This is a genomic window from Alloyangia pacifica (genome assembly GCF_900116195.1).
Classification (GTDB): Bacteria; Pseudomonadota; Alphaproteobacteria; order Rhodobacterales; family Rhodobacteraceae; genus Salipiger; species Salipiger pacificus.
Genome location: NZ_FOZW01000004.1, coordinates 282,885 through 298,011 on the forward strand (window position 1 = coordinate 282,885; position 15,127 = coordinate 298,011).

General features: G+C 67.3%; 12 protein-coding genes. 8 read left to right on the forward strand and 4 right to left on the reverse strand.

Features of this window, described 5'->3' with window-relative positions; translation table 11 throughout:
* Positions 1-56: 56 nt before the first annotated feature.
* Positions 57-1,712, reverse strand: coding sequence for an energy-dependent translational throttle protein EttA (ettA, locus tag BM397_RS10845; protein WP_092423799.1), 1,656 nt, complete (start codon positions 1,710-1,712; stop codon positions 57-59).
* A gap of 173 nt (positions 1,713-1,885) precedes the next feature.
* Between ettA and BM397_RS10850 the strand changes: the two genes are divergently transcribed.
* Complete coding sequence (locus BM397_RS10850) at positions 1,886-2,521, forward strand: nicotinate-nucleotide adenylyltransferase (RefSeq protein ID WP_092423801.1); 636 nt, start codon at positions 1,886-1,888, stop codon at positions 2,519-2,521.
* Positions 2,522-2,579: 58 nt separating this feature from the next.
* Positions 2,580-4,178, forward strand: a complete 1,599-nt coding sequence (gene dacB, locus BM397_RS10855; RefSeq protein WP_092423803.1) for a D-alanyl-D-alanine carboxypeptidase/D-alanyl-D-alanine endopeptidase — start codon at positions 2,580-2,582, stop codon at positions 4,176-4,178.
* A 27-nt stretch (positions 4,179-4,205) separates the two neighbouring features.
* On the opposite strand, the gene BM397_RS10860 is transcribed toward dacB, so the two are convergent.
* Entirely contained in the window at positions 4,206-4,631 is a 426-nt protein-coding gene (locus BM397_RS10860) for a tellurite resistance TerB family protein (protein ID WP_092423805.1), read from the reverse strand.
* A 121-nt stretch (positions 4,632-4,752) separates the two neighbouring features.
* On the opposite strand from BM397_RS10860, the gene BM397_RS10865 reads away from it, so the two are divergent.
* From BM397_RS10865 to BM397_RS10875, 3 genes are all read left to right on the forward strand, one after another.
* On the forward strand, positions 4,753-6,330 hold the full coding sequence (locus tag BM397_RS10865) for a lysine--tRNA ligase (protein WP_092423808.1): 1,578 nt from the start codon (positions 4,753-4,755) through the stop codon (positions 6,328-6,330).
* A 67-nt stretch (positions 6,331-6,397) separates the two neighbouring features.
* Positions 6,398-6,811, forward strand: coding sequence for a DUF4864 domain-containing protein (locus tag BM397_RS10870; RefSeq protein WP_092423810.1), 414 nt, complete (start codon positions 6,398-6,400; stop codon positions 6,809-6,811).
* A 135-nt stretch (positions 6,812-6,946) separates the two neighbouring features.
* A complete protein-coding gene (locus tag BM397_RS10875; RefSeq protein ID WP_092423812.1) occupies positions 6,947-9,235 on the forward strand; it encodes a right-handed parallel beta-helix repeat-containing protein in 2,289 nt (762 codons plus the stop codon).
* Positions 9,236-9,295: 60 nt separating this feature from the next.
* Here the strand turns inward: BM397_RS10875 and BM397_RS10880 are convergent, their stop codons facing one another.
* Positions 9,296-9,979 carry a hypothetical protein gene (locus BM397_RS10880; protein WP_245696044.1) on the reverse strand — a complete coding sequence of 228 codons (684 nt, stop codon included), beginning with the start codon at positions 9,977-9,979 and terminating at the stop codon, positions 9,296-9,298.
* A gap of 195 nt (positions 9,980-10,174) precedes the next feature.
* Here BM397_RS10880 and parA point away from each other — a divergent pair, with 195 nt between their 5' ends.
* Together parA and BM397_RS10890 are read left to right on the forward strand one after the other, a co-directional pair.
* A complete protein-coding gene (gene parA / locus BM397_RS10885; protein WP_092423814.1) occupies positions 10,175-10,816 on the forward strand; it encodes a ParA family partition ATPase in 642 nt (213 codons plus the stop codon).
* 24 nt (positions 10,817-10,840) lie between these two features.
* Positions 10,841-11,683, forward strand: a complete 843-nt coding sequence (locus tag BM397_RS10890; protein WP_092423816.1) for a DUF6206 family protein — start codon at positions 10,841-10,843, stop codon at positions 11,681-11,683.
* 493 nt (positions 11,684-12,176) lie between these two features.
* Here BM397_RS10890 and fsa read toward each other — a convergent pair whose 3' ends face one another.
* A complete protein-coding gene (fsa, locus tag BM397_RS10895; protein ID WP_092423818.1) occupies positions 12,177-12,830 on the reverse strand; it encodes a fructose-6-phosphate aldolase in 654 nt (217 codons plus the stop codon).
* 104 nt (positions 12,831-12,934) lie between these two features.
* Between fsa and BM397_RS10900 the strand changes: the two genes are divergently transcribed.
* Entirely contained in the window at positions 12,935-15,124 is a 2,190-nt protein-coding gene (locus tag BM397_RS10900) for a primosomal protein N' (protein WP_092423820.1), read from the forward strand.
* The last annotated feature ends 3 nt before the right edge of the window (positions 15,125-15,127 follow it).

The following is a 15,127-nucleotide window of genomic DNA, read 5'->3' on the forward strand; positions in this document are numbered from 1 at the left end:
CACGGAAGTGTGCGCGGGGTCATCCTGGCTGTGATCGGGGCTGAGCGAAAACCGGCTCAGCGCGCGAATTTCTTGAATTTCACGCGGGTCGGCTCGAGCGCATCGGCGCCGAGGCGGCGCTTCTTGTCTTCCTCGTAGTCCTCGAAGTTGCCTTCGAACCATTCCACATGGGCCTCACCCTCGAAGGCGAGGATGTGGGTGCAAATCCGGTCGAGGAAGAAGCGGTCGTGCGAGATCACCACGGCGCAGCCGGCGAAGTCGACAAGTGCGTCCTCGAGGGCGCGGAGGGTTTCCACGTCAAGGTCGTTGGTCGGTTCGTCGAGCAGCAGGACGTTGCCGCCCTCCTTCAGCAGGCGGGCCATGTGCACGCGGTTGCGTTCGCCGCCCGAGAGCAGGCCAACCTTCTTCTGCTGGTCGCCGCCCTTGAAGTTGAAGGCACCGCAATAGGCGCGCGAGTTGATCTGTGCGTCACCCAGCTGGATGATCTCGGCTCCGCCGGAGATCGCTTCCCAGACCGTGGCGTCGCTGGCCAGATCGTCGCGCGACTGATCGACGTAGGAGAGCTTGACCGTGTCACCATAGGTGACCGAGCCCTCGTCCGGCTGTTCCTGTCCGGTGAGCATCTTGAACAGCGTCGACTTGCCGGCGCCGTTCGGGCCGATGACGCCGACGATGCCGCCCGGCGGCAGCGAGAAGTCGAGATCCTCGATCAGGAGCTTGTCGCCCATGGCCTTCTTCAGGCCCTCGACCTCGATCACCTTGCTGCCAAGGCGCGGGCCGTTGGGGATGATGATCTGGGCCTTGCCGACCTTCTCGCGCTCGGACTGGCCGGCCATTTCCTCGTAGGCCGCGATACGTGCCTTCGACTTGGCCTGACGGGCCTTGGCGCCCTGGCGCATCCACTCGAGTTCGCGCTCGAGGGTCTTCTGCTTGGCCTTGTCCTCGCGGGCCTCGTGCGCGAGGCGCTTGGCCTTCTGTTCCAGCCAGCTCGAGTAGTTGCCCTCGTAGGGGATGCCGCGGCCGCGGTCGAGCTCGAGGATCCAGCCGGTGATGTCATCGAGGAAGTAACGGTCGTGCGTGACGCAGAGGATCGTGCCCTTGTACTCGATGAGGTGGTTTTGCAGCCAGGCGATGGTCTCGGCGTCGAGGTGGTTGGTCGGTTCGTCGAGCAGCAGCATCTCGGGCGCTTCGAGCAGCAGCTTGCAGAGCGCCACGCGGCGCTTTTCACCGCCCGAGAGGGTGGTCACATCCGCCTCGTCCGGCGGGCAGCGCAGCGCTTCCATGGCGACGTCGATCTGGCTGTCGAGATCCCACAGGTTCTGCGAATCGATCTCGTCCTGCAGCTGCGCCATCTCGTCGGCGGTCTCGTCGCTGTAGTTCATTGCCAGTTCGTTGAACCGGTCGAGCTTGGCCTTCTTGGCCGCGACGCCGAGCATGACGTTGCCGCGCACGTCGAGGGCGGGGTCGAGCTCCGGCTCCTGCGGAAGGTAGCCGACCTTGGCGCCCTCGGCGGCCCAGGCCTCGCCCGAGAAGTCCTTGTCGATGCCCGCCATGATGCGGAGCAGGGTCGATTTACCGGCGCCGTTGACGCCGACGACACCGATTTTCACCCCGGGCAGAAAGCTGAGACGGATGTTCTCGAAGCATTTCTTGCCGCCGGGATAGGTCTTGGAGACGCCGTCCATGTGGTAGACGTACTGATAGCTGGCCATCGGTTCCTCCGGTGAAAAAGCTTTGCGGGCGTGTATGGCACCGCGCGGGGGGAAAGCAAATGCCTTGTTTTGCGGGATCCGCAGGGGGTGACGGCCCGAAGCCGGAAAAATCCGGTTGAACCCAAAACGAAATCCGGTGTCTTTGGGCATTCATTCCTGAAGGAAGGCGCGCAATGCTCTCGACTGCGCATCAGACCGGGTTTCATCTGACACCCGGGCAGAGGATCGGATTGCTCGGCGGTTCCTTCGACCCGCCGCACGCAGGGCATGTCCGCATCACGCTCGAGGCGCTGAAACGGTTCCGGCTCGACCGGGTCATCTGGCTGGTCAGCCCCGGCAACCCGCTGAAACCGCAGGGTCCCGCGCCGCTGGAGGCGCGCATCGCCGCCGCCCATACGCTGATGCAGCACCCGCGCGTGCGCATCAGCGGCTTCGAGGCGCTGGCTGGAACGCGGCATACCGCCCGCACCCTGGCGCAGCTGCAGAAGATCCATCCCGGCGTGCGCTTCGTCTGGCTGATGGGCGCCGACAACCTGGCGCAGCTGCACCGGTGGGAGGATTGGCAGGACATCATGCGCCGCGTGCCCGTCGGCGTGCTGGCGCGCCCCGGTAGCCGACTTGCCGCGCAGGGATCGGTCGCAGCCTCTGTGTTCCGTCATGCGCGGCTGCCAAGCAGTGCCGCGCCGCTGCTGCCCTTCAGCGCGCCGCCGAGCTGGTGTTTCGTCAATCTCCCCATGTCGGATCTCAGCTCTACCGTCCTGCGGGCACAGGGGCGGCGAAGCGCCGCCGGAGAACCGGCGGAAATGTGAAGCGGGGCGGCGCTCTGCGTGCTTGCTGCGCCTCCTCCGCATCGGTTAGATCGTCGGAATGAACCGCGGACTCTCTCGTCGTCACTTCCTGCTCTCGCTTGCTGCATCGGGGATCGCCTCCGCTGCCGCGCCGGCCTTTGCCGAGGCGCCGACGCGCTCTCTCAGGCCGTTCGCACGCGGCGACAAGCGGGCCGGGCCCGCACCCGACTCGCCCGAGGAGCTGATCGCCAAGGCGCGGCTCGGTGACGGCATCGTGGGCTACGCCGTGCTGAGCGCCACAACTGGCCAGCTGCTGGAGAGCCACCGCGGCACGCTCGGGCTGCCACCGGCAAGCGTCGCCAAGTCGCTGACGGCCTCCTACGGGCTCGACGTGCTGGGACCGGACTACCGTTTCTCGACCGAGCTCTGGACCACCGGCGCGATCGTCGGCGGTGAACTGCGCGGCGATCTGGTGCTGGTCGGCGGCGGCGATCCGACGCTGGACACCGATGGGCTCGCGACCCTGGCGCGCAGCCTCGAGGAGGTGGGGATCAAGTCGATCACAGGGCGCTTCATCGTCGATGGGGGCGTGCTGCCCTATGCGCCGGTCATCGACACCGAGCAGCCGGTGCATGTGGCCTACAATCCGGCGGTCGCGGGGATCAACCTCAACTACAACCGCGTCAGCTTCGAATGGGAGCGCAAGGGGGAGGGCTACGAGGTCAGCATGGACGCCCCCTCCATGGCCGGACGGCAGGGCGTGCGCATGGCGCATATGGAGGTCGCCGACCGCAACGGGCCGATCTACACTTACGAGGACCTGAATGGCCGCGACGAGTGGAGCGTGGCGAAACACGCGCTCGGCAAGGGTGGCTCGCGCTGGCTGCCGGTGCGCAAGCCCGAGCTCTACGTGGGCGAGGTGTTCCAAGCGCTCGCCGGTTCGCATGGGCTGCAGCTTCCCGAGCCGGTGATCGAGCATGGCGTCGAGACGGTGGACTTCATCGGGCGGGTCGAGAGCGAGCCGCTGCATGTCGTGCTGAAAGACATGCTGAAGTATTCGACCAACCTCACCGCCGAGCTGGTGGGGCTGACCGCCACGCGCAAGCGGCTCGGTCATGCGCTGTCGATCAAGCATTCCGCCGAGGAGATGAACACCTGGGCGCGCGAGAGCATGGGGCTGACCCATGTTGCGATGGTCGATCATTCGGGGCTGGGCGGCGACAGCCGCGTGGCGGCGGCGGACGTGGCCTCGGCGGTGCTGCAGGCCGAGCGGCGACTGAACCTGAAGCCGCTGATGAAGCCGATCACCGTGCTCGACAACCGCGGCCGCCCGGTGAAGAACGCGACGCTCGAGGTGCATGCCAAGACCGGTACGCTCAATTTCGTCAGCGGTCTGGCGGGCTACGTCGACCAGCCGAGCGGCGAAGGTCTGGTGTTTGCGATCTTCTGTGGCGACGTGCCGCGCCGCGACGCGATCCCGATCGAGCAGCGTGAGCGCCCGCCGGGCATGATGGAATGGAACACCCGGGCAAAGATGCTGCAGCAGGACCTGATCCGGCGCTGGGGTCACCTGTTCCCGGACGGGAAGGGCCCCGAGGCCGTGGCGGCGTCGAGCGTGATACCGACTATGCAGACCTCGTCGGGGAGCCTCGAGGCGGCGGAGGCCTCAGCTCCCTGAGGCCAGCCAAGTCCTGAAACGGCGAGATCAGGCGCGCAGGTGACGCGCCCGTGCGCCGCGCTCGATGGCGGCGGCGTGCAGCCGGTCGATGTCCAGCTCGTAGCGGATTTCCTCGAGCAGGCGCAGTTCTTCCTCGCGCAGCGTGCCGTCGGCGGCGGCCACGTCGCAGGCCAGCGCATAGGCCGTCTCGTTCAGCCGCTCGGGCAGGTTGTCACGCAGCAGGCCGAAGAGCGCATCGAGCCCGTCTTCCTGTTCGAAGAGGTCGAACACCAGATCGGTGATCACGCGCATGCGGTCGATGTCGTAGTCGCTGAAGATCGGCAGCATGTTCACGGCGGATTCGATCTTCACCAGTTCGGCGGTGCGCATGTTCTCGTCCGAGGCCGAGACGGCGATCATCAGCGCGACAAGACAGTCTTGCGGTGTCATCGGGTGCGGGGCGGCGTCGGGCACTGGAATACTCCGGAAAAATCATGCTACGGGCAATTTATTGACCCCATGGCCCGCCTGCAATAGGAGGCTGGCGCACTGCCCCGTGATCGCGGGCGTTTCTTCCCTAATGGAGTGTTTCCTCATGTCCGAACTGCGCGACGCAGCAATGAGCTCGAAGGCCTGGCCCTTTGAAGAGGCGCGCCGGGTGCTGAAACGCTACGAGAAGACGCCGCCCGAGAAGGGATATGTGCTGTTCGAGACCGGCTATGGTCCGTCGGGTCTGCCGCACATCGGCACCTTCGGCGAAGTTGCGCGCACCACGATGATCCGCCGCGCTTTCGAGGTGATCTCGGATATTCCGACCCGGCTGATCTGTTTCTCGGACGATATGGACGGCATGCGCAAGGTGCCCGAGAACGTGCCGAACCAGGCGCTTCTGCACGAGAACCTGCAGCGCCCGCTGACCTCGGTGCCGGACCCCTTCGAGGAGTTCGAGAGCTTCGGCCATCACAACAACGCCATGCTGCGCCGGTTCCTCGACACCTTCGGATTCGAGTACGAGTTCTATTCGGCCACCGATTTCTACAAGTCCGGCCAGTTCGACGAGATCCTGCTGCGTTGCTGCGAGAAATACGATGATCTGATGAAGATCATGCTGAAGTCTCTGCGCGAGGAGCGGGCCTCGACCTATTCGATCTTCCTGCCGATCCACCCCGAGACCGGCCGCGTGCTCTACGTGCCGGTGAAGAATGTCGATGCCGCCGAGGGTACGATCACCTTCGACGATGACGACGGCAAGGAATGGACCATCCCGGTCACCGGCGGCAACGTGAAGCTGCAGTGGAAGCCGGACTTCGGTGCCCGCTGGGCGGCGCTCGGCGTCGACTTCGAGATGTACGGCAAGGATCACTCGACCAACACGCCGATCTACGACGGCATCTGCCGCACGCTCGGCGTGCGTGCGCCCGAGCATTTCACCTACGAGCTCTTCCTCGACGAGAACGGCGAGAAGATCTCGAAGTCCAAGGGCAACGGCCTGTCGATCGACGAGTGGCTGACCTATGCCTCCTCCGAGTCGCTGTCCTACTTCATGTTCCAGAAGCCGAAGACCGCGAAGCGCCTGTGGTGGGACGTGATCCCCAAGGCGATGGACGAGTACCACCAGCAGCTGCGGGCCTATCCGACGCAGGATGTGAAGGCGCAGCTGGCCAACCCCGTGTGGCACATCCATGGCGGCGACGTGCCCGAGTCGAAGATGGTCGTGCCCTTCTCGATGCTGCTCAACCTCGCCTCGGCTGCCGGTGCCGAGGATAAGGAGGCGATGTGGGGCTTCATCCGCCGCTATGCGCCCGATGCCGCGCCGAAGACCCACCCGGACCTCGACGCTGCTGCCGGTTTCGCGGTGCGCTACTTCAACGACTTCGTGAAGCCGACGAAGCAGTTCCGCGCGCCCACCGATCAGGAGCGGGCGGCGATGGAAGACCTCGCGGCGCAGCTCGAGGGTTACGACGGCGCGGTCGATGACGAGGCGCTGCAGACCCTGGTCTTCTCGGTCGGCAAGGCACATGAGTTCGAGAACCTGCGAGAGTGGTTCCAGGCACTCTACGAGGTGCTGCTGGGCCAGAGCCAGGGGCCGCGCTTCGGCGGGTTCATCGCGCTCTACGGCGTCGCCGAGACCGCCGCGCTGATCCGCAAGGGTCTGGCAGGCGAGCTGGGCTGACCTGCCAGGCGCTTGACGCATCACGACGAAAAGCTACCTCCTCGGGTATTCCGGGGAGGTTTTTTTCATGCGAAACCTGATTTCCGCGCGAGCATTTTCGCTGGTGGTTGCCTTGGCGCTCGCAGGTCCTGCGGCGGCGCAGCAGGCCGAGATCGCCGAGACCATCCAGCGCCAGATGGACGCCTTTCTGGCCGAGGATGAGGGCGCGGCCTTCGGTTTCGCAAGTCCCGGGATTCAGGGCCTTTTCGGCACGCCGGAGAACTTCGGCCGGATGGTGCGCGACGGCTACCCGATGGTCTGGAGTCCCGGTGATGTGCGCTTCGGCAAGCTTGCCGAGCGCGGCGGCCTCTGGGTGCAGAACGTCTACGTGAGCGATGCCGCGGGAGCCCCCCACCTGCTCGAATATACCATGGAGCAGATCGACGGCCGCTGGTGCATTGCCGGCGTGCGCATCCTCGAGATGCCCGAAGCCGCGGTGTGACCCCAGCCTCTCCTGTTGCGCCCCGGCACGGTCCGCCGCGCGGTGCCAGCGGAGCGCATTAACCTCTGCCCTCTAGCTCTGTCTCCCGTGGGGTCGGCGCGAACCCGCGAGGCGTTTCAGAGCAGAGGGACAAGCATGAACATTGCGGTGACCGACGGGGTTGTGCTGACCCCCACGCCATTTTCCGAGGGACTGGCCGTCTGGTCGCGGGGCGACGGGCGGCCCGGATCGGACACCTACAACTCCTACGCCGCGGCGGCCTATGTCCCGGCGGACGCGGACTTCGGCGGCTGCCTCGAGGTTCAGAAGGCCGAGGCCACGCAGAAACTGCGCTACATGGGCCAGACCCCGATCCTGCCGGGGGTCTACCTGCGCATCACCGCGCGGGTGAAGGCGATCTCGGGCAACCTGCCCTCGGTGCGCATCGCGGGCTGGGCGGGCACCGGCAGCGACGTCGAGGTGAGCGGGCTGCCCTTGCAGGCCGCCGCGGTTGCGCTGACCAGCTACGGCGAGGTGGTCGAGGTTTCCGCCATCGTCGGCACCGGCGCGCGGGGCGGGGTCGATCTGGTCTGGGGTATGGCGCCGACCTACGGCCATTTCGGGCTCGACCTGACCGGGCTGAACGGCGGCGTGGTCCGGATCGACGATCTGCGGATCGAGGATGTGACCGAGGTTTTCCTGCGCGACATGATGGCCAGCGTCGACGTGCGGGATTTCGGCGCGCTCGGCGATGGCAGCACGGATAACAGCGCGGCCTTCGAGGCCGCCGATGCCGTGGCCGACGGACGCCAGATCATCGTACCCGCCGGGACCTACCGGCTGGCGAGTTCGGTGACGCTGGAAAACCCCGTGCGCTTCGAGGGGCATGTGGAGATGCCCGCCTCGGCGATCCTGTCGCTCACCAAGGACTTTCACCTGCCGGCCTATGTCGCGGCCTTCGGCGGTGACGAGGAACTGGCGCTGGCCAAGGGGCTGCAGTCTCTGCTCAACAATGCGGACCACGAGAGTTTCGATCTCGGCGGTCGGCGGGTGTCGATGACTGCGCCGCTCGACGTCTGCGCCGCCGTGGACAACCGCGACACCTATTCGCAGCGCCGGGTGCTGCGCAACGGCCAGCTCCGCGCCGAGACCGGTGGCGCCTGGGATGCGGCCAGCGTGACCGGCACGGCGACATATTCCGCCTCGAACCAGTGGCAGCTTACCAACGTGTCGAACATCGCCAACATCGAGGTGGGCAGCCTGGTGACCGGCGCCGGGGTGGGGCGCGAGATCTATGTGAAGGCCAAGAACGTCGGCGCCGCCGAGATCACCCTGTCGCAGCCGCTCTCGGATGCCGTCGGCACGCAGAGCTACACCTTCACCCGCTTCCGCTACCTGCTGGATTTCTCCGGCTTCTCCAAGCTGGAAAAGTTCGAGATCGAGGATGTGGAATTCCAGTGCTCCGAGCTGGCCAGCGGGGTCCTTCTGCCGCCCGCGGGCACGGTGAACGTGATCCGCGACTGCGTGTTCAACCGGCCCGGCCATCGCGGCATCACCTCGCCGGGCGAGGGCTGCCAGGGCCTGCTGATCGACCACAACCAGTTCATCAGCGCCGAGGCTGATCTGGAAACGCAGAACCGCCAGTGCGTCGCGATCAACACCAATGGCAACGACGTGAAAATCCGCGACAACCGCGCCTCGCAGTTCCGCCATTTCGCGGTGATCTCGGGGGCGCACACGGTGATCTCCGGCAACCATTTCTTCCAGGGGGACGACAGCGGCGCGGGCATCCGCTCGGCAGGGATCGTGCTGTGCCTGCGCGCGTGCAACGCCACGATCACCGGCAATTACATCGACAATTGCTTCATAGAATGGACCAACGAGCGCGAGCCCGAGCCGGATTTCACCGGCGGCTTCGGCTTCGCGGGCCTGTCGGTGACCGGCAACGTGATGCTGTGTTCCGATGTGGCGGAGTGGTTTTCCTTCCTGGTGGTGAAGCCCTACGGCTCCGGCCACATGGTCAACGGGCTGAACCTGTCGGGGAACCTCTTCCGCTGCGTCGGCGGCAGCATCGTGCGGGTCGACCGGGTCGACACCTCCTTCGCGCCGCTGAACCTTGATGCGATGCGGCGGGTCTTCGTACAGTCGAACACCTTCCACAACATCGACCTGCAGACCGAGAACCCGCTGCAGGTGAACCACGCGCAGAACAGTCCCGCGAGCACCTGGGTGGTGGAGACCGAGAACAAGCTGCCGTTCGGCGGGCAGGCGCGCGAGGTGCCGAGCCTCGTGCTGCGCTCTCGACCGCGCAACGCCGGCAACGTCAGCCAGTTCGTCACCCCCTATGCGATGACCGAAGGCGGCAGCACCAAGGACGAGGTGCATGTGGTCTGGCCCGAGCCAATGCTGGGGGATCTCACGCTGACGGTGCGCATGGACTACTGACCCCGGCAGCAGCCGGAGACCAACCGGGCCGGTGCCGCAGGGTGCCGGCCCGGGTCTGTTTCAGAACTCGCTCCATATCCCGAGCAGCAGCCCGGCGCTGGCGTCGCCGGTCACCCCCCAGCTGCCGCCGATCTCGACCTGCAGGTGCTTGTGCAGGGGCACCACCACCGAGGGGGCGAGCCGCGCGAAGGGCGGGTCGCCCTGTTGCACGCCGCTCTGCACCTGCAGGATCGCCCGCAGCTTGCGGGGCAGGTTGAGCCCGAGCGTGAGGTCGAGCTTGTAGTCCGTGCCCTCGCCCTGCCGGATCTCGGCCAGAAGGTCGGCGTTCATCCATCCCGCCGCATGGCCGAGGCCCAGCGACAACCCCGGCCGCAGCGCCTGCGCCCCCTCGATCCGGCCCAGCCCCAGTTCGGCGGACAGGCGCAGCGCACCCTCTGCCTTCAGCGGGAACCGCAGGAAAGCCAGCGCCTTGCCGCCGCCCGAGATCGACCGCCCGAGATCGGCGCCGAGCGTCAGCCGCCGGGCCAGCCCGTACTCCAGGTAAAGCGTGTCGTAGCGCCCTTCGGGCCGCTGCCAGCCGAGCAGGGCGTCGTCCTGCGGCCAGGTGAGCCGGGTGGTGGCGCTGGCAAAGCCGTGTCCCTCCGGCGTGAGCCATGCCCCGGCGCGGAGCGGGGCGGCGCCGGTCCCGAGAAGGCCGGTCGAAAGAAGGATGCAGGTCAGTGCGCGTGCAAGCAGATGCCGCATCGGGGGCCTCCTGCTCCGAAGCCTCGCCGAAACTTGGTTAAGAGCGGGTGAATATTGGCCCGGGCGGATCCGCCACGGTTGCTTTCAGCTATCCTCACCCAGGGCTATCTGTCCTCTGGACGGAGTGTATCGTTCGGCTATGCTGCAGCTGCGAAGGGCCCCGCGCGGGCCCGTCGGACCGCACAGGGGGGCGTCATGACCGGATCGGTGATCACCGTCGCGCAGCAGAAGGGCGGGTCGGGCAAGACCACGCTCTCGGCCAATCTGGCCATCGGCTTTCTCGCGCAGGGCAAGTCCGTGGCGCTGGTCGACATCGACCCGCAGGGCAGCCTCGGGCGCTGGTTCATGACCCGGCTCGAGCGCGATCCCGAAGCGCTCGGGGCGCTGGAATTCGCCACCTCCTCCGCTTGGGGCGTGACCTACGAGTGCCGCAAGCTGGCGGCGAGCCACGATGTGGTGATCGTCGACACCCCGCCCAAGGCCGACAGCGACCTGCGCCCGGCGCTGCGCGCCGCCGACCTGGTGGTCGTGCCGGTCTCGATGAGCCATCTCGACCTCTGGGCCACAGAGGGGGTGCTCGACCTCGCGCGGCGGGAGAATCGCGCGGCGCTGGTGGTGCTCAACCGCACCCGACCCGGCACGCGGCTGTCGGGCGAGATCGCCGAGGCGGTGCAGGCGATGGACGTCGCCATAGCGCGTGCACAGCTGGCCAACCGCGTCGGCTACGCCGAGGCCTTCGGCCGTGGGCAGAGCGCCGCCGAAGGGCGTAAGACCCCGGCCCGCGCCGAAGTCGCGGCGCTGACGGCAGAGGTGGCGGAGGCGCTGGCAAACGGGTAAAGCGGGCGTCAACAGGAGACAGACATGACCGACCACGCCGCGCTTGCCGACACGATCCGCCGCCACCAGCAGGGGCAGGGCCAGCCGATCTCGCGGCTGGGCTATTTCTGCGCCCCCTTCCGCCCCGTGGACGGCCCCTTCGCCGACAAGGTGATCAAGGTCTACCGCGGCTTGCCCGACGGTGCCGCGCTGGAGCGGCTGGCGCAGGCGCATGATGCCTACGTTGCAGCGCTGGAGCAGACCGGGGTGCCGCTGCCGAAGACCGAATTCCTGCTGATGCAGACCGAAACGGGTCGGGTGCCGGTGATCCTGCAGGAAGCGCTGCCCGAGACCTCGCTGATGCGCCCGCGCATGCAACGCGAGGATCTCGCCTCGACGCTGGCGATGATGGAAAGCGCCGGGCAGGTGATCGCGCAGTTCTGGAACAACGCAGACCAGATCGAGGGCCGGGTCGGATTCCACCCCTCGATCCGGAACTTCGCGGTGGTCGATGGCCAAGCGATCTTCTACGACACCTTCCCGCCGCTGATCGGCTACAGCCGTGAGGAAATGGGCGTGCTGCTGCTGCAGTTCTCGGAAAAGCGTCTGATGCGCTGGGTCGGCCCGCTGATGAAGGCCAAGGTCACCGGCATCCAGGACGAGTGGTACTCGGCCCCCGAGACGCTGGTCGGCCTCGTCGGCTCGGCCTGCCGCCTGCGCCCCGAGCATGCCGGTGCCTACCTCGATTGGGGCCGCGAGTTTGCGCCGCGCGCCATGCCGCGCTTTGCCGAGGAGGCGCTGGAAGGGCTGTCGCAGCCGCCGCGCCTGCCAGGCTACTGGACGGGCTTCCGCAAGCTGCTGGGCCTGCAGGGCGAGCCCAACCTCTGAGGGCTGTCCCGGCTCTGCCGCCGGATCTGCGTATTTGGAAAGAGAAGAAGGGCCGGGCGCGGCGACTTTTTCCGTCGAGGATAACCATGGGTTAACTATGGACGGGGCAGTCTGTCCCCGCGGTACAGGCTGGCGAGCCGATGACCGCAAGAGGAGAAGCCCCGCGCCCGGCCTGCCAAAGTCCCTCCAAGACAACAGCCGCCGGGGGCGGGGTGGACCGCCCTGCTTCTTCTCTTTCCAAATACGCACGGCGCGGCGATGACATCCCGTGCAGCGATGGAAAGGGGTTAAAAGGGGTGGACAGGTGGCCCGGCGGGGTGTGTCGACACGCACATCTGCGATGAGGTCTGCACTGCCTCTTGCACGCGCGTCCGCCATGGCAACGCCCCCGCACGCCAACGCCCCCACGCCAACGCCCCCACACGACAAGGAAAAAGGCCCGCCTCCTGCGAGACGGGCCTTCGGGAAGAATGTCGCGTCGGCGGTTGCCGGATCAGACGATCTTGATGCCGGCCTTCTCGGCGTCTGCGACGAAGGCGGCGAGGCCCTTGTCGGTCAGCACATGGTTGGCCATCGCCTTGATCACCGCGGGCGGCGCGGTGCAGACGTCGGCACCGATCTTGGCGCAGTCGGACATGTGGTTGGCCGAGCGGATCGAGGCGGCCAGCACCTGCGTCTCGTAGCCATAGTTGTCGTAGATCTGGCGGATGTCGGCGATCAGCTGCAGCCCGTCGAGGTTCAGATCGTCGAGGCGGCCGATGAACGGCGAGATGAAGGTCGCGCCGGCCTTGGCGGCGAGCAGCGCCTGGTTGGCCGAGAAGCAGAGCGTCACGTTGACCATGTTGCCCTCTTCCGAGAGCACCTTGCAGGCCTTCAGGCCGTCCCAGGTCAGCGGCACCTTCACCGCGATGTTCGGCGCGATCTCGGCCAGCTTGCGGCCCTCGGCGATCATCGCCTCGGCGTCGAGCGCGACCACCTCGGCGGAGACGGGGCCCGGCACCATCTCGCAGATTTCCTTGGTGACCTCGAGAATGTCACGGCCGGACTTGGCGATCAGCGAGGGGTTGGTGGTGACGCCATCCACCATGCCGAGCTCGTGAAGCTCGCGGATTGCGTCCACGTCGGCGGTGTCGACAAAGAATTTCATCTGGGTAAGCCCTCCAGGCTTGGCTTGGCATTCGCTCGTGCCTGTCTTACCTCATGCAGGGAAGGGCTGAAACCCTTGACGACACGCGCAGGGACCGGCCCCGAATGGATGATTTCTACGACGAAGGCACGCTGATCTCGGTGCTGACCACGCAGCCGCTGGATCGGCTGCTGGACTACAAGGCACCGGCGGGCGGCTGTCCGCAGGGGGCCTATGTCGAGGTGCCGCTGGGGCCGCGCAAGGTGCTGGGCGTGGCCTGGGGCCCGGGGCAGGGTGGTTTCGATCCGGCCAAGGTCCGCGCCGCCTTTCGCGTGCTCGACGCGCCGCCGATGCGCGCCGAACTGCGCGAGTTCCTCGAACGCTCGGCCGATTACACGCTGACCCCGCGCACCGCCATGCTGCGGCTGGCCACCCGCGCGCCTGGGCTCGGAGACGGGCCGGCGATGCGCAAGATCTACCGCAAGGGCGACAGCGAGCCCGACCGGATGACCGATGCGCGCCGCCGGGTTCTGGAGGTGCTCGACGAGATGGGCGGCCTCTCGCTGACCCTCAAGGAGCTGGCCGATGCTGCAGGGGTGACCTCTTCGGTGGTCAAGGGGTTGGCCAAGCAAGGGGCGGTGCGCGAGGAAGAGGCGCCGCGCGATACCGCCTTCGCCCGGCTCGATCCCGACTACGGCGGCAAGGCGCTGACCGACGATCAGGCGGGCGCGGCGGAGGAGCTGCGCGCCGGGGTGCGCTCGGGCAAATACGGGACTGTGCTGCTGAAGGGGGTGACCGGCTCGGGCAAGACCGAGGTCTATCTCGAAGCGGTGGCGGAATGCCTGCGCAAGGGCCGGCAGGCTCTGGTGTTGCTGCCCGAGATCGCGCTGACCTCGGAGTTCCTCACCCGCGTCGAAGCGCGCTTCGGGGCGCGGCCCGCCGAATGGCACTCGGGCGTCACTGTCACCGAGCGGCGGCGGGTCTGGCGGCAGGTGGCAGAGGGCGGCGCGCAGCTGGTGGTGGGGGCGCGTTCGGCGCTGTTCCTGCCGTTCCGCGATCTAGGCCTGACGGTCGTCGATGAGGAACACGACACCTCGTACAAGCAGGAAGAGGGCGTGCTCTATAATGCCCGCGACATGGCGGTGCTGCGCGCCTCGATCTGCGCCGGACGGGTAATTCTGGCCTCGGCGACGCCCTCGCTGGAGAGCTGGGCCAATGCCGATGCGGGAAAGTACCAGCGTCTCGATCTGGTCTCGCGCTTCGGCCCGGCGGTGATGCCGGAGATGCGGGCGCTCGACATGCGCGGCGAGGACCTGCCGGGCAGCCGCTGGATCTCGCCCTCGCTGCAGGCGGCGGTGAAGCGGCGGATCGCGCAGGGCGAGCAGTCGTTGCTGTTTCTCAACCGGCGCGGCTATGCTCCGGTCACCATCTGCCGCGCCTGCGGCCACCAGATCGCCTGCCCGCATTGCGACGCGCGCATGGTCGAGCACCGCTTCCAGCAGCGGCTGATCTGCCACCAGTGCGGCGAGAGCACGCCGAAGCCGGAAAAATGCCCCTCCTGCGAGGTCGAGGGCAAGCTGGCGGCGGTCGGGCCGGGGGTCGAGCGGCTGGCCGAGGAGGCGGCGGAGGTCTTCCCCGACGCCCGGCTGGCGGTGCTCTCGTCGGACCTTTTCGGTTCGGCGCGGCAGCTCAAGGCGGAAATCGAGAAGATCGCCATGGGCGGCGCCGACATCGTCATCGGCACGCAGCTGGTCGCCAAGGGGCACAACTTCCCCAACCTGACGCTGGTCGGGGTGATCGACGCCGACCTTGGCCTGCAGGGTTCGGACCTGCGCGCCGCCGAGCGGACGTTCCAGCTGATGCGGCAGGTGGCGGGGCGGGCCGGCCGGGCCGAGAAGCCGGGCACGGCACTGTTGCAGACCTTCCAGCCCGAGCACCCGGTGATCCGGGCGATCCTGTCGGGTGACGAAGAGGGGTTCTGGAAGGCCGAGGCCGACGAGCGCCGCGCCGCCGGGATGCCGCCCTACGGGCGTCTGGCGGGGGTCATCCTGTCCTCGACCGAGGTGCAGGAGGTCTTTGATCTTGGCGCTGCCATGGCGCGGCAGGATGGCCCATTGCGGCGCATCGGGGCGCAGGTCTACGGGCCGGCGCCGGCGCCCATCACCCGGGTGCGCGGACGGCACCGGGTGCGTCTGCTGGTCAAGGCGCCGAAGGGCGTGGCGTTGCAGGCGGCGCTGGCCGATTGGGCCGGGCAGTTCCGCCTGAAGGGCGAGCTGCGCATGGCGATCGACATCGACCCGCAGAGCTTTTTCTGAAGG